Origin of the sequence: Actinacidiphila acidipaludis (genome assembly GCF_019890725.1) — a bacterium.
Classification (GTDB): Bacteria; Actinomycetota; Actinomycetes; order Streptomycetales; family Streptomycetaceae; genus Actinacidiphila; species Actinacidiphila acidipaludis.
In genome coordinates this window covers 19,966-38,794 of sequence record NZ_JAINZZ010000056.1, presented here as the reverse complement: position 1 = coordinate 38,794, position 18,829 = coordinate 19,966, and the positions used below count along the sequence as shown (strand labels likewise).

The 18,829-nt window shown below is 74.5% G+C and carries 20 protein-coding genes; 14 read left to right on the top strand and 6 right to left on the bottom strand.

Going from position 1 to position 18,829, the window contains the following annotated elements; translation table 11 throughout:
- The first annotated feature begins 30 nt into the window (after positions 1-30).
- Both K7862_RS29955 and K7862_RS29950 read left to right on the top strand, forming a co-directional pair.
- Entirely contained in the window at positions 31-2,016 is a 1,986-nt protein-coding gene (locus K7862_RS29955) for a hypothetical protein (RefSeq protein WP_222967906.1), read from the top strand.
- A 32-nt stretch (positions 2,017-2,048) separates the two neighbouring features.
- Positions 2,049-3,407: a S53 family peptidase gene (locus K7862_RS29950; RefSeq protein ID WP_222967905.1), complete on the top strand. Its 1,359-nt coding sequence runs from the start codon at positions 2,049-2,051 to the stop codon at positions 3,405-3,407.
- Between the two features lie 142 nt (positions 3,408-3,549).
- On the opposite strand, the gene K7862_RS29945 is transcribed toward K7862_RS29950, so the two are convergent.
- Both K7862_RS29945 and K7862_RS29940 read right to left on the bottom strand, forming a co-directional pair.
- The gene (locus K7862_RS29945) at positions 3,550-3,996 is read right to left on the bottom strand and encodes a MarR family winged helix-turn-helix transcriptional regulator (protein WP_222967904.1); all 447 of its coding nucleotides are present in this window, start codon (positions 3,994-3,996) and stop codon (positions 3,550-3,552) included.
- Positions 3,993-4,511, bottom strand: coding sequence for an SRPBCC family protein (locus K7862_RS29940; RefSeq protein WP_222967903.1), 519 nt, complete (start codon positions 4,509-4,511; stop codon positions 3,993-3,995). The genes K7862_RS29945 and K7862_RS29940 overlap by 4 nt, the downstream gene beginning before the upstream one ends.
- A gap of 113 nt (positions 4,512-4,624) precedes the next feature.
- Here K7862_RS29940 and alr point away from each other — a divergent pair, with 113 nt between their 5' ends.
- The 4 genes from alr to K7862_RS29920 all read left to right on the top strand — a co-directional run bounded on the left by alr (position 4,625) and on the right by K7862_RS29920 (position 7,927).
- Complete coding sequence (alr, locus tag K7862_RS29935) at positions 4,625-5,770, top strand: alanine racemase (RefSeq protein WP_222967902.1); 1,146 nt, start codon at positions 4,625-4,627, stop codon at positions 5,768-5,770.
- The gene (locus K7862_RS29930; RefSeq protein ID WP_222967901.1) at positions 5,770-6,963 is read left to right on the top strand and encodes an alpha/beta fold hydrolase; all 1,194 of its coding nucleotides are present in this window, start codon (positions 5,770-5,772) and stop codon (positions 6,961-6,963) included. Before alr ends, K7862_RS29930 begins: the two co-directional genes overlap by 1 nt.
- Before the next feature lie 11 nt (positions 6,964-6,974).
- Complete coding sequence (gene tsaE, locus K7862_RS29925; RefSeq protein WP_222967900.1) at positions 6,975-7,589, top strand: tRNA (adenosine(37)-N6)-threonylcarbamoyltransferase complex ATPase subunit type 1 TsaE; 615 nt, start codon at positions 6,975-6,977, stop codon at positions 7,587-7,589.
- A 134-nt stretch (positions 7,590-7,723) separates the two neighbouring features.
- On the top strand, positions 7,724-7,927 hold the full coding sequence (locus tag K7862_RS29920) for a hypothetical protein (protein ID WP_222967899.1): 204 nt from the start codon (positions 7,724-7,726) through the stop codon (positions 7,925-7,927).
- Between the two features lie 133 nt (positions 7,928-8,060).
- Here K7862_RS29920 and K7862_RS29915 read toward each other — a convergent pair whose 3' ends face one another.
- Positions 8,061-8,597 carry a L,D-transpeptidase gene (locus K7862_RS29915; protein ID WP_222967898.1) on the bottom strand — a complete coding sequence of 179 codons (537 nt, stop codon included), beginning with the start codon at positions 8,595-8,597 and terminating at the stop codon, positions 8,061-8,063.
- Positions 8,598-8,816: 219 nt separating this feature from the next.
- Between K7862_RS29915 and tsaB the strand changes: the two genes are divergently transcribed.
- The 5 genes from tsaB to K7862_RS29890 all read left to right on the top strand — a co-directional run bounded on the left by tsaB (position 8,817) and on the right by K7862_RS29890 (position 12,500).
- Entirely contained in the window at positions 8,817-9,482 is a 666-nt protein-coding gene (gene tsaB / locus K7862_RS29910) for a tRNA (adenosine(37)-N6)-threonylcarbamoyltransferase complex dimerization subunit type 1 TsaB (protein ID WP_222967897.1), read from the top strand.
- A gap of 20 nt (positions 9,483-9,502) precedes the next feature.
- Positions 9,503-9,976, top strand: a complete 474-nt coding sequence (rimI, locus tag K7862_RS29905; protein ID WP_222967930.1) for a ribosomal protein S18-alanine N-acetyltransferase — start codon at positions 9,503-9,505, stop codon at positions 9,974-9,976.
- Positions 9,969-11,141 (top strand): tRNA (adenosine(37)-N6)-threonylcarbamoyltransferase complex transferase subunit TsaD, encoded by a 1,173-nt coding sequence (gene tsaD, locus K7862_RS29900; protein ID WP_222967896.1) that lies wholly within the window; start codon positions 9,969-9,971, stop codon positions 11,139-11,141. The genes rimI and tsaD overlap by 8 nt, the downstream gene beginning before the upstream one ends.
- Complete coding sequence (locus tag K7862_RS29895; protein WP_222967895.1) at positions 11,138-11,410, top strand: hypothetical protein; 273 nt, start codon at positions 11,138-11,140, stop codon at positions 11,408-11,410. Before tsaD ends, K7862_RS29895 begins: the two co-directional genes overlap by 4 nt.
- A 247-nt stretch (positions 11,411-11,657) precedes the next feature.
- Complete coding sequence (locus K7862_RS29890) at positions 11,658-12,500, top strand: polysaccharide deacetylase family protein (protein ID WP_308012264.1); 843 nt, start codon at positions 11,658-11,660, stop codon at positions 12,498-12,500.
- Positions 12,501-12,569: 69 nt separating this feature from the next.
- On the opposite strand, the gene K7862_RS29885 is transcribed toward K7862_RS29890, so the two are convergent.
- Positions 12,570-13,742 (bottom strand): THUMP-like domain-containing protein, encoded by a 1,173-nt coding sequence (locus tag K7862_RS29885; RefSeq protein WP_443611937.1) that lies wholly within the window; start codon positions 13,740-13,742, stop codon positions 12,570-12,572.
- Between the two features lie 291 nt (positions 13,743-14,033).
- Between K7862_RS29885 and groES the strand changes: the two genes are divergently transcribed.
- Both groES and groL read left to right on the top strand, forming a co-directional pair.
- Complete coding sequence (gene groES, locus K7862_RS29880) at positions 14,034-14,342, top strand: co-chaperone GroES (protein ID WP_075017238.1); 309 nt, start codon at positions 14,034-14,036, stop codon at positions 14,340-14,342.
- 113 nt (positions 14,343-14,455) lie between these two features.
- Entirely contained in the window at positions 14,456-16,081 is a 1,626-nt protein-coding gene (gene groL, locus K7862_RS29875) for a chaperonin GroEL (protein WP_222967892.1), read from the top strand.
- Between the two features lie 147 nt (positions 16,082-16,228).
- On the opposite strand, the gene K7862_RS29870 is transcribed toward groL, so the two are convergent.
- Positions 16,229-16,936, bottom strand: a complete 708-nt coding sequence (locus K7862_RS29870; protein ID WP_222967891.1) for an ester cyclase — start codon at positions 16,934-16,936, stop codon at positions 16,229-16,231.
- Between the two features lie 183 nt (positions 16,937-17,119).
- On the opposite strand from K7862_RS29870, the gene K7862_RS29865 reads away from it, so the two are divergent.
- A complete protein-coding gene (locus K7862_RS29865) occupies positions 17,120-17,938 on the top strand; it encodes an SAM-dependent methyltransferase (protein WP_222967889.1) in 819 nt (272 codons plus the stop codon).
- An 84-nt stretch (positions 17,939-18,022) separates the two neighbouring features.
- Here K7862_RS29865 and K7862_RS29860 read toward each other — a convergent pair whose 3' ends face one another.
- Entirely contained in the window at positions 18,023-18,820 is a 798-nt protein-coding gene (locus tag K7862_RS29860) for an SDR family NAD(P)-dependent oxidoreductase (protein WP_222967888.1), read from the bottom strand.
- Positions 18,821-18,829: the final 9 nt, after the last annotated feature.

The following is an 18,829-nucleotide window of genomic DNA, read 5'->3' as shown; positions in this document are numbered from 1 at the left end:
GATCCCGACCACCGAAAGGCGACCACCGCAGTGAATCGACGCATACCCCTGCCCGGGCACCGCAGGCGCCCGCTGCTGGCCCTCGGACTCGCCGCCGCCTGCGGCCTGTTCGTCGTGCCGGCGTCCCACGCCCAGGGCGCGCCGCCCGCGGCCTTCACCCCGACCGCCGCCGCGCACACCGCCGCCGCGCACTGCCGCGTCACGCTGCCCGGCGGGCTCCAGGCGACCGTCACCTCCGACGGCACCCGCCTCACCGACCCGGCCGCGGCCGCCGGCCGGACGATGCTCGGCTTCCGCGACGAGGGCCACCAGTACCTCGTCCCGCAGGACGTCGCCGTGCACGCCGCGACGAGGAGCCTGGCCGCGTACGACACCACCGCGCTCGCGGCGCGGACCTGCGCCGGCGACTGGCTCGCGCCCGCCGCGCGGCCCGCGGCGGCGGCCGCCGCCCACCGGCCTTACACGATGGGCCGGTTGACCACGCACCTGATCAACGACCAGGGGCGGCCCGCCTTCCAGGGGCTGCTCTTCCTCGTCGACGCGGACCACACCACCTATGCGAACCAGCTCTTCGGCGTGGTCAACGGCAGCCTGAGGATGGCCGTGCCGACCGGCCACTACGCGGCCGTGTACGTCGACACCTCGCACATCACCGTCGCGCCCGACGTGACGGTCGGCGACGGCACCAGCATCACGCTGGACGCCCGCACCTCCACGCACGAGATCCCGGTGCCGGCCACGCCCCGCCCGGCGACGCTCACCAACACCGAGCTGTCCCTGTACCGCAGCGACGGCACGCCGAGCGGCGACGACGCCGGCCCGGTCCTGCAGATCCAGAACATGGGCTCCTCGCCGTCCGGCCTCACCCTCAACACCACGGCGCCCGTTAGTCACGGCCGGTTCGCCGCGGTGACCACCACCGACCTCGCCTCGCCGGACGGCACGCAGCCGTACGCGTACCACCTCGCCAACTCCTACGACCACCTGCCGAGTTCGTACCCGGCCTCGGTCGCGCAGTCGTCGCTGGCCACGGTCACCCGGACGTACTCCGCGCCCGCCGGGGCCACCGGCACCGACCTGCTGGTGGAGAACGTGACGCCGCTGTGGGCGTCGACGGCGGGCATGCAGACCGCCACCGGCTTCGAGTTCCTGACGCCCGGCACGGTCCGCACCGAGTACATCGGCTCGTCCACCGGCCTCAACTGGCGGACCCAGGTGGAGGACGAGCAGACCGCGAACACGCTCACCGGCGCCGACACCGTCTACCGCCCCGGCGCCCGGCTGTCCGAGACCTGGGAGGCCGGCGCCCCGCATCCGAGCGTGCAGCTCGACATCGGCAACGCGGCCGTCTACTGCGGCGCGTGCGCGAGCGCGGACACCATGGTCTTCGCCATCGGCTCCGACGGCGACAGCTCGCCCGGCACGATCGGCCTGGGCTTCGACGAGACGAACTCCGTCAGCCTGACCCGCGACGGCACGCTGCTGGCCACCGGCGACGACGGCCTGTTCGAGGCGAGCGTCCCCGTCCCGGCGGGCCGCGCGACCTACCGCCTGGAGCAGCGGACCGCCCGCAACGGGCAGGACCTGTCGCCGGGCACCGACACGACCTGGACCTTCACCGCCGACCCGGGCAAGGGCGCGGCCCTGCCGGACCGGGTGCACTGCGCCGGGCCCGTGGACTCCTGCGCCGCGCTGCCGCTGCTGTTCGCCTCGACCAGCACCGACGCCGACCTCCAGCACCAGGTCACGCCCGGCCCGCACACCCTCGGCCTCACCGTGACGCGGCAGCAGTACGCCGCCGCCGCGGCCGTGGCCGGTGCCTCGCTGCAGGTGTCGTACGACGGCGGCACGAGCTGGCAGAGCCTGCGGGTGACCGGTGACCACGGCTCCTACCGGGCCGCCTACACCGTCCCGGCCGCCGCGGCCGGCAGCACCGTCTCGTTCCGGCTCGCCGCCTGGGACAGCCGGGGCAACCGGATCGACCAGGTGCTGCCGCGCGCCTACCGGGTGCGGTGACCGTGACCACCTCAGCTTCCCAGGAGCCCTCCGTGACGAAGACCTCCGTGACGAAGACCTCCGTGACGAAGAACCACCTCATCCGGCCGCTGGCCGGCGCGGTCGCGGTCGCCGGGACAGTCGTCGGCCTGGTCACCGCCGTCTCGCCCACGTCCTTCGGGGCCGGCGACGACACCGCCGGCGCCGCCGCGCCGGTCAGCGTCTGCTCGACGCCGCCGCCCGGGCAACTCGCCTGCCAGGCCGAGGTGATGCCGGACCATTCGGTGCCGGGGGCGCGGTCCTTCACCGCCAGGAGCGGCGCGGCGCTGCCCGCGGGCTACGGCCCGGCGGACATCCAGTCCGCGTACGCGGTCGCGGCCGACGTGCGGGCGCATGCCGGGAAGGGCCGGACCGTCGCCATCGTCGACGCCTACGACGCGCCGACGGCCGAGGCCGACCTCGCGGTCTACCGCGCCACCTACGGGCTGCCGGCCTGCACCACGGCCAACGGCTGCTTCCGCAAGGTCAACCAGCGGGGCGACGCGGCGCCGCTGCCGCAGGCCGACCCGAGCTGGGCGGTGGAGATCAGCCTGGACGTGGACGCCGTCTCGGCGGCCTGTCCCGACTGCGACATCCTGCTGGTCGAAGGGGACATGCCCGCCGCGGCGGCGCTCGCGGAGAGCGTGGACACCGCGGTGCGGCTCGGCGCCGCCGCCGTCTCCAACAGCTACAGCGCCGCGGAGTCCGCGGTCACGGACAACGACCTGACGGCGAAGGGCGGCCTGCCCGCGAGCGCCGCCTCGTACGCCCACCCGGGCGTGCCGATCCTCGCCGCGTCCGGCGACTCCGGCTTCCAGCTGGACGCCCCCTACCCCGCCGACCTCACCTCGGTCATCGCGGTCGGCGGCACCTCGCTCAGCCGCAGCGACGCCCCGCGCGGCTGGACCGAGACCGCGTGGGGCCCGGTGCAGCGGCCCTCGGGCGCGGGAGCGGCCTGCTCGGCGCACGTGGACAAGCCGTCCTGGCAGCACGACGCCGCGTGCCCCGGGCGGACCGTCGCCGACATCTCCGCGGACGCCGATCCCTACACCGGGCTCGCCGTGTACGACAGCACCCCTGACCCGGCCGACGGCCTGCCCGGCGGCTGGCTGCGGGCGGGCGGCACCAGCGCGGCCACCCCGCTCGTCTCGGCGATGTACGTGATGGCGGGACCGGCGGCGGGCGTCAAGGGTGCCGCGGGGCTGTACACCCACCGCGACCACCTCGACGACGTGGCCGGCGGGGCGAGTGTCAGCATCCCCGGCAGCGGCCACGAGTGCCCGGCCAGCAGCACCATGTGCGCCGCGCTCCCGGGCTACGACGCCCCCACCGGCCTCGGCTCGCCCGACGGCCTCGCGTCGCTGCGGTACTGAGGTCCGGGCCGGCTCTCCGGGCCGGCCCGCACGGCCGGACCCGCGGCGTCCGGCACTCCCTGCAGGGCGAGTGCCGGACGCCGCGGCGGCCCGACGCCCCTGGACTTGGCGCCGGTCGCCGTCGCCAAGTGCAGGGGCGAGCTCAGCCCCGGAGGGTCCGCAGTGCCCGGGCGAAGGAGGGGAGGCCGTCCCCGAGGGCGGCGAAGAAGTCCCCGTCGCAGGCCTCGACCGAGGCCACCGCCCGGTTCGCCAGGTCCCTGCCCTCCGCGGTGGCGGTCAGCGCCCGCGCCCGCGCGTCGTGCGGGTGCGGGCCGCGCACCAGCAGCCCGCGGTCCTCCAGGGCCCGCAGCACCTGTGACGTCATCATGGGGTCCGTGACCGCGTGGTCCGCCAGCGCCCGCTGGGTGACCGGCTCGTCCGACATCCCCTCCAGCCAGGTCAGCGACGCCAGCAGGACGAACTGCACGTGCGTCAGGCCGTACGGCTTGAGCGCGGCCCGCTGGGCGGCCTGCCACCGGTTGGTGACCTGCCACAGCAGCAGCCCGGGACTCTCCTCGGCCGCCCCGAACCCGGTGGAGAGCCCGGTCACGCCACGGTCCCGGCGCCGGCCTCGGTCCCGGCTCCAGCCCCAGCCCCAGCCCCAGCCCCAGCCCCGGTTCCGGTCCCCGCCCCGGCCCCGGCCTCGTGCTCCGCGGCGGCCGCCGCCAGCCGGTCGAGGTCGGCCGGGAGGCTCGCCGTGATGCCCTTGCCCAGGGGCAGGTTCCAGAAGAAGGCCAGCGGCCCGGTGAGGGTGACCTCGACGTCGACCCGGGTGGCGCCCGCCGCGTCCCGGCTGACGAGGTGACGGAACGTCAGCCGTGCGCCGGGCAGCCGGGAGACGTCGGTGAACTCCCGGCCGGGCACCAGCACGGCCACCTCGAACGGCACCTTCGGGCCGCCCTTGGGTTTCAGCGCGCCAGTGGCGCCCTGGGCGAACGGGCCGTCGAGCCGCACCCACGCGGTGTCGGTGTTCCACTGCGGCCAGGTGGCCATGTCGGCCCAGCGGGCGAAGAACGCGGCGGGGGAGGCGGAGGAGGTCACATGCGCCTGTGCGATCGTCGTCATGGCATTTAGTATGCGCGCATATCAATCGCGGGCGCAAGACCTTCCGGCGGTCCGACCGCCGATTTCCCGCCGCTCGCCTGAGAGACTGGGCGGGAACGAGCGAACGGAACGACGTGGACGCGAACGACACCTGTACGCGCGCCTGGGCGCGCATCGACCTGGCGGCACTGCGGGCGAACGTCACGGCACTGCGGGCGAAGGCCCCCGGCGCCGCGTTCATGGCCGTGGTGAAGGCGGACGGCTACGGCCACGGCATGGTGCCGTGCGCCCGCGCCGCGCTGGAGGCCGGTGCGACGTGGCTGGGGGCGGCGACACCCCACGAGGCGCTGGCCCTGCGGGCGGCGGGCCTCGGCGGCCGGGTGCTGTGCTGGCTGTGGACGCCCGGCGGCCCCTGGCGCGAGTGCGTCGAGGCCGACATCGACGTGACCGTCAGCGGGCGCTGGGCGCTGCACGAGGCGGCGGCCGCCGCCCGGGACGCCGGCCGGCAGGCCCGTGTGCAGCTCAAGATCGACGCGGGCCTGGGCCGCAACGGCGCCCAGCCGGCCGACTGGCCCGACCTCGTGCGGGCCGCCCGGCGGGCCGAGCGCGACGGCCTGGTCCGGGTCACCGGCGTGTGGGCGCACTTCTCCTGCGCCGACGAGCCCGGCCACCCGTCGACCGAGCGCGAGCTGGACGTCTTCCGCACCGCCGTGGCGCAGGCCGAGGACGCCGGGCTGACCCCCGAGGTGCGGCACATCGCCAACTCGCCGGGCACCCTCACGCTGCCCGAGGCGCACTTCGACCTGGTCCGGCCCGGCGTGGCGATGTACGGCATCTCGCCGGTGCCGCAGACCGGAGGGCCGGCGGACTTCGGGCTGCGCCCGGTGATGACGCTGGCCGGCCGGCTGGCCTCGGTCAAGCGGGTGCCCGGCGGACACGGCGTCAGCTACGGCCACCAGTACGTCACTCCCGGCGAGACCACGCTTGCGCTGATTCCCCTGGGGTACGCAGACGGTGTGCCCCGGCACGCGTCCGGTGCGGGCCCCGTACTGGTGGCCGGGAAGTGGCGGACGGTGGCGGGACGGGTGGCGATGGACCAGTTCGTGGTGGACCTCGGCGGGGACACCGCGTCCCCCGGTGACGAGGCGGTGCTCTTCGGTCCCGGCGACCGCGGCGAGCCGACCGCCGAGGACTGGGCCCGGGCCTGCGGCACCATCGCCTACGAGATCGTCACCCGGATCGGCCCCCGGGTGCCCCGCGTGTACGCCGGCGCCCGCTGATGGCCGACGTGAAGTGGGAGCGCGCCGGGCTCGTCGGCGCCGCGATCGGCGTGGTCGCCGCGGGCGCGGCGGCGGGCGTGGCCATAGAGCGGGCCACCGTGGGCCGCGGGGTGCGCCGCAAGGCGCGGCTGGCGCTGGACGCCGCCGGCTCCTACGGCAGTCTGCGCGGCACGCCCGGCACGGTGATCGCCGAGGACGGCACCGAGCTGTACTTCGAGGTCGAGGAGGGGGCGCCGCCGGCCGAGCCGCCGCGCCAGCGCACCAAGCGCGGCTGGCGGCGCGGCCGCAGCCGCCCGGAGCCGCTGCCGGTCACCGTCGTCTTCTCGCACGGCTACTGCCTGACCCAGGACTCCTGGCACTTCCAGCGGGCCGCGCTGCGCGGCACCGTCCGGGCGGTCTACTGGGACCAGCGCAGCCACGGCCGCAGCGGGCACGGCCGCGACCAGGCCGAGGGCGGTCCGGTCAGCATCGACCAGCTCGGCCGGGACCTGAAGGCGGTGCTCGACGCGGCCGTGCCCGAGGGGCCGGTCGTCCTGGTCGGCCACTCGATGGGCGGCATGACGGTGATGGCCTTCGCCGACCAGTTCCGCGAGTACGTCGCCGAACGGGTCGCGGGCGTGGCCCTGGTGTCGACCTCGGCCGGCAAGCTCGCCGCGGTGACCCTCGGGCTGCCGGCCGCCGGCGCCCGGGCCTTCCGGGCGGTCGCGCCCGGGCTGCTGCGGATACTCGGCAGCCAGGTGGACCTGGTGGAGCGGACACGCCGGGCGACCGCGGACCTCTTCGCCGGGGTCATCAAGCGCTACTCCTTCGGCTCCGAGGACGTCGACCCCGGCGTGGCGCGGTTCGCCGAGCGGCTCATCGAGGGCACCCCGATCGACGTGGTCGCCGAGTTCTACCCGGCCTTCACCGAGCACGAGAAGGGCGAGGCGCTGGCCGTGCTGGACGGGCTGCCGGCCCTGGTGCTCGCCGGCGAGAAGGATCTGCTGACGCCGAGCGCGCACAGCACCGAGATCGCCGAGCGGCTGCCCGGCGCCGAGCTGGTGCTGGTTCCCGGCGCGGGCCATCTGGTCCTCATGGAGCAACCCGAAGTGGTGAACGCGGCGCTCGCCCGGGTGATCGCGGAGGCCGCCGACGCCGTCCGCGCACCGGTCCCGCCGCGCCTGCGTGAGCTGACCGCCGCGGTCGACGCGTAGCATTCGCCGATATGGGCACACCGCACGACCGGTACCCCGCGGGTACCGCCGAAGACGCTCCGGCCGTCCGTATCACCGTCCGCACCGCCGAACGCATGCGGGAGCTGGGCCGGCGGCTGGCGGCCCTGCTGGCCCCCGGCGACCTGGTCCTGCTCAGCGGTGAGCTGGGCGCCGGGAAGACCACGCTGACCCGGGGGCTGGGCGAAGGCCTCAACGTCCGTGGCGCGGTCACCTCGCCGACGTTCGTCATAGCCCGCGTCCACCCGTCGCTGACCGGCGGTCCCGCGCTCGTGCACGTGGACGCCTACCGGCTCGTCGGCGGCCTCGACGAGATGGAGGACCTCGACCTGGACGTGTCGCTGCCGGAGTCGGTGGTGGTCGTCGAGTGGGGCGAGGGCAAGGTCGAGGAGCTCTCCGAGGCCCGGCTGCAGGTGGTCATCTCCCGCACCATCGGCGGCCCCCACGGCACCGCGCAGGGCGCGGCCCCGGGGGCGGAGGACGGCACGCACACGCCCGCCGCCGGCGGCGGGAACGGCGCCGTGACCGCGGACGACGTGCGCGAGGTGACGGTCACCGGCGTCGGCTCGCGCTGGGCCCAGGAGGACCTGACGGCGCTGGCGCGGTGAGTGCTCCCCCCGCGCCGGGGCGAATGCGCCGACAGTGTGTCGGGAAGATGTTGCGCAGGGACGGGCGCCCGTGGTGTGCTGGATACGGGCACCTACTTAGGGCTGCCTAACTTCGTCCGCTTGGGGAGGCGCGCATGTCGGCCCACGACCCGCAGGACCAGCACCACGACGCTCCTGTCCCGCCCGGCCGTCCGCAGGTCAGCCCCGGTGCCCCCGGGGACGCGACCCCGTCGGTCCGGGATCTGCTGGCGTCCTGCGAAGCCGCCCGCACCGTCTCCACGCCGCCCGCCGACACGCCGGCGCCCCGGCCTGCCTCCCGCGGGCAGGACGCGGCCTGACGGATCCGGTCCGGCGCACCGGATCCGTCAGGCCGCGTCCTCCTTCACCCGTACGAGTGATTCTCGCCACGAGTTGCGGGACCGCCGGATTGTGCGTCCCCCGCCGGGACCTCCGGCGGGGACGGCCGCGGCGTCACTCCACCACCTCGACGGTGGTGCCGATCGTCGCGAACTGCCAGAGCGCGGCGCCGTCCGGCCGGGTCTCCCGGATCGCCGGCGTCGGCTCCGCGGTGTGCCCCTTCCTCGCGCGGCCGACTGCCGCGCTGAAGCCGATGTTGCTGCCGCCGGTCTGCGCGAAGAGCACCACGTGCTCGACGGGGGCGCCGTCGCCGCCCTGGCCGCGCGCCCCACGGGCGAAGACCTGATGGGTGCCGAGCGCCGGCGGCGGGTCGCCGGCCGTCACCTCGTAACTGCGCAGCACGCGTTCGTCGTTCCTGACCAGCCACACCCGGTGCCGGCTGACGCTGTAGACCACGCGCATCCCCGAGCCGCAGTCGGCCGGCAGCCCGGCGTGCCGGCACGCGCCGTCCGAGGCGCCGGCCGCGCCGTGCCCGGCGGAGTAGCGTCCGGCGGGTGCTGACCCGGTGGCGGCCGCGGTCAGTCCGCAGACGGTGGCCAGGGCCGCGGTGACGATGCCGGCCACCAGGGTGCCGGAGGTGAACCGTGGCAAGGGAGCTCCCTCGGGGTCCGCGCCTGCTCCGGCGCCGTTGCCGACATGAGGACGGTCGGCGGGCGCGCCCGGCGGGGCCGTCCCAGCCGTCCGGTTGGCACGGCCCTTCCCCGGCGGTGTCCTCTGTGAACCGTTCTGTCCGGAAATGCGCCCGCCCGGCGGGTACGGTGATCCCGCCCGCCACCCGTGTGGCCGCGGCGCGCGCCGTACTCTGGGGGCGTGCTGCTGCTTGCCTTCGACACCGCCACTCCCGCCGTGACCGCCGCCCTTCATGACGGGGAGCGGGTGCTCGCCGAGTCCACGGTCGTCGACGCGCGCAGGCACGGCGAGCTGCTGGTCCCCGCCGTCGACCGTGTGATGGCCACCGCCGGGCGCACCCTGGCCGAGCTCACCGGCGTCGTCGTCGGCGTCGGTCCCGGCCCCTACACGGGCCTGCGGGTGGGCCTGGTGACCGCGGCGGCGTTCGGCGACGCGCTCGACGTCCCCGTGCACGGCGTCTGCACCCTCGACGGCCTGGCCTGGGCCGCCGGCGAGGCCGGTCTGGAGGGCCCGTTCACCGTGGCCACCGACGCCCGCCGCAAGGAGGTCTACTGGGCGCGGTACGACGGCCCCGCGCAGCGGGTCACCGAGCCCGCCGTGGACCGCCCGGGCGCGCTGCCGGAGGACGTCACCATCCTGCCGTCGGTCGGCGCCGGCGCCGCGCTCTACCCCGACGTCTTCACCGACCACCGCCCGGACCCCGCCCACCAGTCCGCCGGGGCGCTGGCCGCGCTCGCCGCCCGCCGCCTCGCCGCGGGCGAGCCGTTCGAGCCCGCGCTGCCGCTGTACCTGCGGCGGCCGGACGCGCAGGTGCCGGCGGGCTACAAGGCGGTCCTGCCGACGTGACCGGAGCCGTCCTGCGGGACATGCGCTGGTGGGACCTGGACGCGGTGCTCGCCCTCGAACACGACCTCTTCCCCGAGGACGCCTGGTCGCGCGGCATGTTCTGGTCCGAGCTCGCCGACGCCCGGCACCCGGCCGCGACCCGGACATACGTCGTCGCCGAACAGGGCGACGGGCGGATCGTCGGGTACGCCGGGCTCGCCGCGGTGGCCGGCACCGCCGACGTGCAGACCATCGCCGCCGCCCGCGACCACTGGGGCACCGGCCTGGGTGCCCTCCTGCTGACCACACTGCTCCGGGCCGCGACCGCCGCCGAGTGCCACGAGGTGCTGCTGGAGGTCCGGGTCGACAACCCCCGCGCGCAGCGCCTGTACGAGCGGTTCGGTTTCGCGGCGATCGGCGTCCGCAAGGGCTACTACCAGCCCGGCAACGTGGACGCGGTCGTCATGCGGCTCGCCGATCCGGCACAGAACACCGTTGAGGACATCCATGGCTGACGAACCCCTAGTGCTCGGTATCGAGACCTCGTGCGACGAGACCGGCGTCGGCATCGTGCGCGGGCACACCCTGCTCGCCGACGCGGTCGCCTCCAGCGTCGACGAGCACGCCCGCTACGGCGGGGTCGTCCCCGAGGTCGCCAGCCGCGCCCATCTGGAGGCGATGGTCCCGACCATCCAGCGGGCGCTGAAGCAGGCCGGCGTCTCCGCCCGCGACCTCGACGGCATCGCCGTCACCGCGGGGCCGGGGCTGGCCGGCGCGCTGCTGGTCGGGGTGTCGGCGGCCAAGGCGTACGCGTACGCGCTCGGCAAGCCGCTGTACGGCGTCAACCACCTGGCCTCGCACATCTGCGTCGACCAGCTGGAGCACGGCGCGCTGCCCGAGCCGACGATGGCCCTGCTGGTCTCCGGCGGCCACTCCTCGCTGCTGCTCGCGCCGGACATCACCAGCGACGTCCGCCCGCTCGGCGCCACCATCGACGACGCGGCCGGCGAGGCGTTCGACAAGGTCGCCCGCGTACTCGGCCTCGGCTTCCCCGGCGGCCCGGTCATCGACCGGTACGCGCGTGAGGGCGACCCGGAGGCGATCGCGTTCCCGCGCGGCCTGAGCGGCGGCCGCGACCCGATCTACGACTTCTCCTTCTCCGGCCTGAAGACCGCGGTCGCCCGCTGGGTGGAGGCCCGCCGCCGGGACGGCCAGGACGTGCCGGTCGCCGACGTGGCCGCCTCGTTCCAGGAGGCCGTGGTGGACGTGCTCACCCGCAAGGCGGTCCGCGCCTGCCGCGACAACGGCGTCGACCATCTGATGATCGGCGGGGGAGTGGCCGCCAACTCCCGGCTGCGCGCGCTCGCCGAGCAGCGCTGCACCGACGCCGGGATCCGGCTGCGGGTGCCGCGGCCCGGCCTGTGCACGGACAACGGCGCGATGGTCGCCGCGCTCGGCGCGGAGATGGTCGCCCGCGGCCGTGCCGCCTCCACCCTGGACCTGCCGGCCGACTCCTCGCTGCCCGTCACCGACGTCTCCGTGCCGGGCTACGCCCAGCTCCCGGCGCCCGTGCCGACCGGCGGCGGCGCGGGCCACGGGCACGGCCACGGCCACGGCCACAGTCACAGTCACGGGCACGACCATGTGCACGAGGTCAGCAAGGACAACCTCTACGGATGACCGTCACCCTGATGTGGGAGGCCGCCGCGGCCGACGGCCGCGGCGCCGAACTCCTGTCCTGGGCACGGGAGCAGGCCGCCACGCTGCCCGGTGAGCCGCGCCGCCGCGAGTTCCTGACCGCGCCCGGCGACCGGGTCCTGGTGCTCACCTGGTGGGACGCCCCGTACTCCGCCGACCTGCCCGATCTGGCCGACGCCCCGGCCGCGCTGGTCCGCCGCGAGGTGCACCGCTGGCGGTTCGTGTCCGTCTCGGTGGAACCCGGGGACTGAATCGCGCATCACCGTGAATGAGTGCGCGGCCCGGCTGACCGGTCCCGTGTTCGCCCGGGCTTCCTCCTCCCTCCCTGCGCGGACGGCCTCGTACCTCGGCCGGCCACTACGGGAGCTCGAGCGTCACCCCTCAGCCGGGCCGCGCACTCGTTCCTTCTCCTCCGCGCGGTCCGGCTTCGAGGTAGGCGCTCCCGTCATGCGTGTCAGTGTCAGAGTCAAGCGTGCCCACATACGGCGGTTCAGGGCCGTGGTCCCGGCCCTGGCGGTGAGCGGGGTGCTGGCCCTCGGCGGCTGCGCGCCGTCCTCGCACGCCGCGCCCCGGCCGACCGGGACGGCCTCCGGCGGCCCGTCGGCGAGCGGAACCGCCGCGCCGGGCAGCGGCGGTCCGGGGAAGTCCGGCGCCGACCGCGCCGCCGCGTTCCGCCGGTGGGGCGTCCCGCTGCTCGCACCGCCCCCGCCGCCCCCGGCCGTCAAGCCGGTGCGGACCGGCGGCGGGGTGATACCGGTGGTCAGCCGCGTCCCCACCACGCGCAAGATCGTCTTCGTCACCTTCGACGACGGCGCCGAGAAGGATCCGCGCTTCGTGGCGATGATGAGGGACCTGAAGGTCCCGTTCACCATGTTCCTGACCGACAGCATCATCAAGAACGACTACGGCTTCTTCAAACCGCTGCAGGCGCTGGGCAATCCGATAGAGGACCACACCCTCACCCACCCCGACCTGCGCACCAGGACGTTCGCCCAGCAGCACACCGAGATATGCGGTCAGCAGGCCCGGCTCACCCACGAGTACGGCACCCGCCCCGGCCTGTTCCGCCCGCCGTACGGCGCCTACGACTCCGCCACCCGGGCGGCAGTGAAGGCCTGCGGGGGCCTGCGGGCGATCATCCTGTGGCGCGAGTCGATGCAGATCAAGAACGTGGCCTTCCAGGACCCTGCCAAGCACTTCCACCCCGGCGACATCATCCTCGCCCACTTCCGCGGCCCCTCCGAACTCAAGGGCGAGACGATGACGGTGATGGTGCGGAACATGCTGCGGGAGATCGCCCGTCAGGGGTACACGGTGGCGCCGCTGGAGGACTACGTCTGACGGCCGGTGCGTGCGGGCGCCTGGCGCCGCTGCCGGGTGCCCGTGGCCCCGAGAGCGGGTGACCGGACGTCAGGCGGTGTCGGCGGGCTGCCCGATGAGCATCGAGGGCGCGCCGGCCACCCGGGTCAGGAAGACCGTCGCCGCCTTCGGGCCCTGCACCTTCACCCGGCGCCGCACCTCCTCCGGCTCGACCGCGGAACCGCGCTTCTTGACCGTGAGCGTCCCCACCGCTCGCTCGCGCAGCAGCGCCTTGAGCCGCTTGAGGTTGAACGGCAGGACGTCGGTGATCTCGTAGGCGGTCGCATACGGCGTCGGCCGGGCCTCGTCCGCCGTCACATAGGCGATGGTCGGATCGATCAGGCCGCCGCCCAGCTGCTCGGCGACCGCGGCCACCAGATGGGCGCGGATGACCGCGCCGTCCGGCTCGTACAGGTACCGGCCCGGCGCCCGCACCGGCGGGTCGGGCAGCCGGCCGGTGCCGCTCAGCGCGGCGCCGGAGGGCAGCAGGGTCGCGGTGACGCCGCCCGGTGCGGTGCCGAACCACAGCGCGGCCTCCTTCACGTCCCCGCGGTCCGAGACCCACTCGGCCTCGGCGTCCGCGGGCACCGCCTCGTGCGGGATGCCCGGCGCGACCTTCACCGCGGCGACCGGCACGGTACGGGCGGCGGTCACCGCCCAGGACAGCGGCGGGGAGTACGCCTCGGGATCGAAGGTCCGGCCGCGCCCGGTCCGGCGGGCCGGGTCCACGAACACGGCGTCGAAGCCGGCGGTGGGCACGTCGGCGACGTCCGCGCAGCGCACCTCGATCCGGTCGGCCAGGCCCAGCGCCTCGGCGTTGGCGCGGGCGACCGCGCAGGTCAGCGGGTCGCGGTCCACCGCGAGCACGGAGATGCCGGCCCGGGCCAGCGCGACGGCGTCGCCGCCGATGCCGCCGCAGAGGTCGGCCACCCGGCTGACACCGGCGGCCCGGAAGCGCCCGGCGCGGTGGGCGGCGACCGAGGCGCGGGTCGCCTGCTCGACGCCGTTGGGCGTGAAGTACATGCGGGCGGCGTCGTCCGGGGCGAACTTGGCGGCGGCGCGCCCGCGCAGGCGGGCCTGCTCCAGGGCGGCGGACACCAGCGGCGCCGGATGGTCGCGGCGCAGCCGGGTCGCCGTCGCCAGCTCGTCCGCCGGGTCGTACTCCCGCACCTGGGCGAGCAGTTCCTGCCCGCGCGCGCCGATCAGTTCCCCGAACACCTCCACGTCCACGCCGCCATTCTCCCCGATCGGCGGGCCCCTCGGTCGCGGGCGGGGGAAGTGCGGCGCGGCCGTCCGTTCCGGCCGGGCACGGGGGGCCGCGGCGCGACACCCGGCGCGCGCCTGGCACTCCGCTTGACCGAGTGCTAAGAGCGTCCTAGTCTCGGACCTGGCACTCGGCACCGCTGAGTGCCAGCACTCAGCGACGGGCAGGTCCGGCACCCGCGACGACGGGCCTACCAGGTCGCCGACCCAGACAGACACTCCCGTGAGCCCTTTGAAGGGGGAGGTCGGATCGTGACGACCGCCAGCACCAAGGTTGCCATCAAGCCGCTTGAGGACCGCATCGTGGTCCAGCCGCTCGACGCCGAGCAGACCACGGCCTCGGGCCTGGTCATCCCGGACACCGCCAAGGAGAAGCCCCAGGAGGGCGTCGTCCTGGCCGTGGGCCCGGGCCGCTTCGAGGACGGCAACCGGCTGCCGCTCGACGTCGCCGTCGGCGACGTCGTGCTGTACAGCAAGTACGGCGGCACCGAGGTGAAGTACAACGGCGAGGAGTACCTCGTCCTCTCGGCTCGCGACGTCCTCGCGATCGTCGAGAAGTAAGTCATCGGCTTCACCGCGCAGCCGTGATCCCGCCCCGGGTTTTCCGTGTCGTTGAGGCCGGGCCCGGGGCGGTTTCCGTGACACACGACGACAAGACGAGGTAGTTCGCAGGCATGGCCAAGATTCTGAAGTTCGACGAGGACGCCCGTCGCGCCCTTGAGCGCGGCGTCAACAAGCTCGCCGACACCGTGAAGGTGACCATCGGCCCCAAGGGCCGCAACGTCGTCATCGACAAGAAGTTCGGCGCCCCGACCATCACCAACGACGGCGTGACCATCGCCCGTGAGGTGGAGATCGAGGACCCGTACGAGAACCTGGGCGCCCAGCTCGTCAAGGAGGTGGCGACCAAGACCAACGACATCGCGGGTGACGGCACCACCACCGCGACCGTCCTGGCCCAGGCGCTGGTCCGCGAGGGTCTGCGCAACGTCGCCGCCGGCGCCTCCCCGGCCGCCCTGAAGAAGGGCATCGACGCCGCGGTCAAGGCCGTCTCCGACGAGCTGCTCGCCTCCGCCCGCGCGATCGAGGGCAAGGAGGACATCGCCGCCGTCGCCGCGCTGTCCGCGCAGGACAAGCAGGTCGGCGAGCTGATCGCCGAGGCGATGGACAAGGTCGGCAAGGACGGCGTCATCACCGTCGAGGAGTCCAACACCTTCGGCCTGGAGCTGGACTTCACCGAGGGCATGGCCTTCGACAAGGGCTACCTGTCGCCCTACTTCGTCACCGACCAGGAGCGGATGGAGGCCGTCCTCGACGACCCGTACATCCTCATCCACCAGGGCAAGATCTCCTCGATCCAGGACATGCTGCCGCTGCTGGAGAAGATCATCCAGGCGGGTGCCTCCAAGCCGCTGCTGATCATCGCCGAGGACGTCGAGGGCGAGGCCCTGTCGACCCTGGTCGTCAACAAGATCCGCGGCACGTTCAACGCCGTCGCGGTCAAGGCGCCGGGCTTCGGTGACCGCCGCAAGGCCATGCTGGGCGACATCGCGACGCTGACCGGCGCCACGGTCATCGCCGAGGAGGTCGGCCTCAAGCTCGACCAGGCCGGTCTGGACCTGCTGGGCAGCGCCCGCCGCGTGACCGTCACCAAGGACGACACCACCATCGTCGACGGTGCCGGCGACAAGTCCGAGATCGAGGGCCGGGTCGGCCAGATCAAGGCCGAGATCTCCACCACCGACTCCGACTGGGACCGCGAGAAGCTGCAGGAGCGCCTGGCCAAGCTGGCCGGCGGCGTCTGCGTCATCAAGGTCGGCGCGGCCACCGAGGTCGAGCTGAAGGAGAAGAAGCACCGCCTGGAGGACGCGATCTCCGCGACCCGTGCGGCCGTCGAGGAGGGCATCGTCTCCGGCGGTGGCTCCGCGCTGGTCCACGCCGTCAAGGTGCTGTCCGAGAACCTGGGCAAGGAGGGCGACGAGGCCACCGGTGTCGCCGTCGTCCGCCGCGCCGCGGTCGAGCCGCTGCGCTGGATCGCCGAGAACGCGGGCCTCGAGGGCTACGTGATCACCTCCAAGGTGGCCGAGCTCGACAAGGGCCACGGCTTCAACGCGGCCACCGGCGAGTACGGCGACCTGGTCAAGGCCGGCGTCATCGACCCGGTCAAGGTCACCCGCTCCGCCCTGGAGAACGCCGCCTCCATCGCCTCCCTGCTGCTCACGACCGAGACCCTGGTCGTCGAGAAGAAGGAAGAGGAGCCGGCCGAGGCCGCGCACGGTGGCCACGGCCACTCGCACTGACGCGATGACGCGCCGGCGCGGGTGACGCCCCGGCCGCGGTGCACGACGGGTGAGGCCCGGCGTCCTTCGGGATGCCGGGCCTCACCCGTGCCCGGGCGCCGCTTCTCGGCGGTCGCGGGCGTTCTCGGCCTGCGCGGGCGCCGCTCCTCAAGCGGTGGGCAGGGTGACGACGCCGAGGTCGCGCATCATCCCGAGCGTGTCCCAGTGCCACCAGCCCTCCGCGATCCGGCCGTCACGGAAGGCGAACGTCGTGGTGCCCTCCATGTCCACGGTGTTGCCGGTGGCCGGGATGCCGCGCAGCGGGCCGGTGTTGGTGCCGTGCCAGGTCCAGCGGGTCACCACCCGGTCGCCCTCGGCGATCTGGTCCTCGACGGTGAAGGCGAAGTCCGGGAAGGCGTCGCGGTAGCCGAGGGTCTCCTCGCGGAAGGCGTCGACCCCGCGGGTCTCCGAGCCCTTGGCCACGTCGTGGTCCCGGTAGTCCGGTGCGAACAGCGCGCGGTAGGCGGCCGGCTCGTCGCGCCCGCACAGGTCGGTGAGGAAGTTCCGCACGGCGGTCTTGTTGAGCTGCTCGTCACGGACCACGTCCAGGTCGGTGAAGGTGGGCCGCTCGTCGCAGAGCGCGACCATCTCCTCGAAGATCCGGCCGGTCTCGGGCAGCCCGGAGTTCTTCATCGCCTGTTCGTAGGAGGGGAACTCCACGATCTCGACGTAGTGGCCCTCGGCGGACCGGTCCTTGCCGACGACGGCGTGCGTCGCGGTGCGGATGCCCTGCGTCGCCTCCGCCCAGTCGTCCATGAGCCGGTTCATGTCCTCGTACTTGCTGGTCCTGCAGTCGATGAGCTGGACGAACGTCATGGCGCCTCCTCGGGTCGCCCGCCGGTTGCCCTTCCCCTTCTGTTCCATTTTAGGGCGATTCGCCATGTCTTCCTGTGGGTGAGCGGGTGGGCGGCCCGGCAGGGTGCGACCCGCGGACGCGCGGCGAACGGCAGTTCGCCCGATGTGGTGGTCCCGGCGGGTCCGGTCGGGCAGATTGGCCGCATGACGCATGAGGTGACGCATGATCAGAACGGCCGCCCCCGTATCGACACCGGAGTCCCGCACTCCGCGCGCGTGTACGACTACTGGCTGGGCGGCAGCAGCAACTTCGCCGCGGACCGGGCGATGGGGCAGGCCGTCGAGCAGGCCATCCCCGGCATCAAGACCATGGCCCTGGAGAACCGCAGATTCCTCGGCCGGGCCGTGCGGTACATGGCCGAGGCCGGGATCCGGCAGTTCCTGGACATCGGCACCGGCATACCCGCCGACGGCGACACCGGTTCGGTGACCGCGATCGTCGCCCCCGACGCCCGGGTGGTCTGCGTCGACAACGACCCGATCGTGCAGGAGCACGCCAGGACCACCCTCACCGGTCCGGACGCCGAGCGGACGCTCTACCTGGAGGCGGACCTCCGCAAGCCGGCCGAACTGCTGCGCTCGCCGCAGCTCGCCGGCGCCCTCGATCTCGACCGGCCGGTCGGCCTGCTGCTGGTCGCCATCCTCATGCTCGTCGCCGACGACGAGGACCCGTGGACGGTGGTCCGGACCCTGCTGGACGCGATGCCCTCCGGCAGCCTGGTCGCCATCAGCCACCCCACCGCGGACTTCGACCCCGCGGCCATGGGACACGTCGTCCAGGCGGCGCAGCAGGGTCACATGACGCTGGTCCCGCGCGACCGTGCGGCGTGCACCCGCTTCTTCGAGGGCTGGGAGATGGCCGAGCCGGGCCTGGTCCCGGTCATGAGCTGGCGGCCCGACGGCGAACCGCCGGCCGACCCGCACTCCGCGTACTACTGGGCGGGGGTGGCCCGCAAGCCCTGACCCCGCCGCGGCGCCCGAGCGGACCCCGGCCCGTGCCCAGGCCGGGGTCTCGGGGGCTCAGCCGGCTCAGGGGGTCTCGGGGGCTCAGGAGTCCTTCGGGGTCTTCGGGGTCTTCGGGTCGTAGCGGCGGCCGGTCCGGGTCGAGGCGGCGGCGAACAGCCGCGTCGGCGTGTGGCGGGCGAGGGCGACGGCCACCTTGTACCGGGCGTCGGGGACGCTGACGGTACGGCCGCGGGCCAGGTCCCGCAGCGCCGCGGCCACCACCTTGTCCGCGTCGAGCCACGCCCACGACGGCAGCGCGTCGGCGTTCATGCCCGCCCGGGCGTGGAACTCGGTGCGCACGAAGCCCGGACACAGGGCGAGGAAGCGGATGCCGCTGCCGCGCAGCTCCTGGGCGGCGCCCTCGGTGAAGCGGACCACCCACGCCTTGCTCGCCCCGTAGGTGCCGCGCGGCATGAACGCCGCGACCGAGGCGACGTTGACCACCGCGCCGCGACCGCGCTCCCGCATGCCCTCGGCCGCGGCCGTGGTCAGCCGCAGCACCGCCTCGCAGTGCAGCCGCAGCATGCGCAGCTCGTCGGCGACGGGGGCGGTCAGATAGGTGCCGCGGTTGCCGAACCCGGCGTTGTTGACCAGGACGTCGACCGGGCGGGAGGCGTCGCGCAGCCGTTCCTCGACGGCCGCGATGCCGGCGTCCTCCGCGAGGTCGGCGGCCAGCACCTCGACCTCGACCCCGTAGCGCTGCCGCAGCTCCCCAGCGGTCCGCGCGAGCCGCTCCCCGTCGCGGGCGACCAGCACCAGGGCATGGCCCTTCGCGGCCAGTTGGCGGGCGAAGGCGGCGCCGATGCCCGCGGTGGGGCCGGTCACGAGTGAAGTGGTCATGGGCAGAAG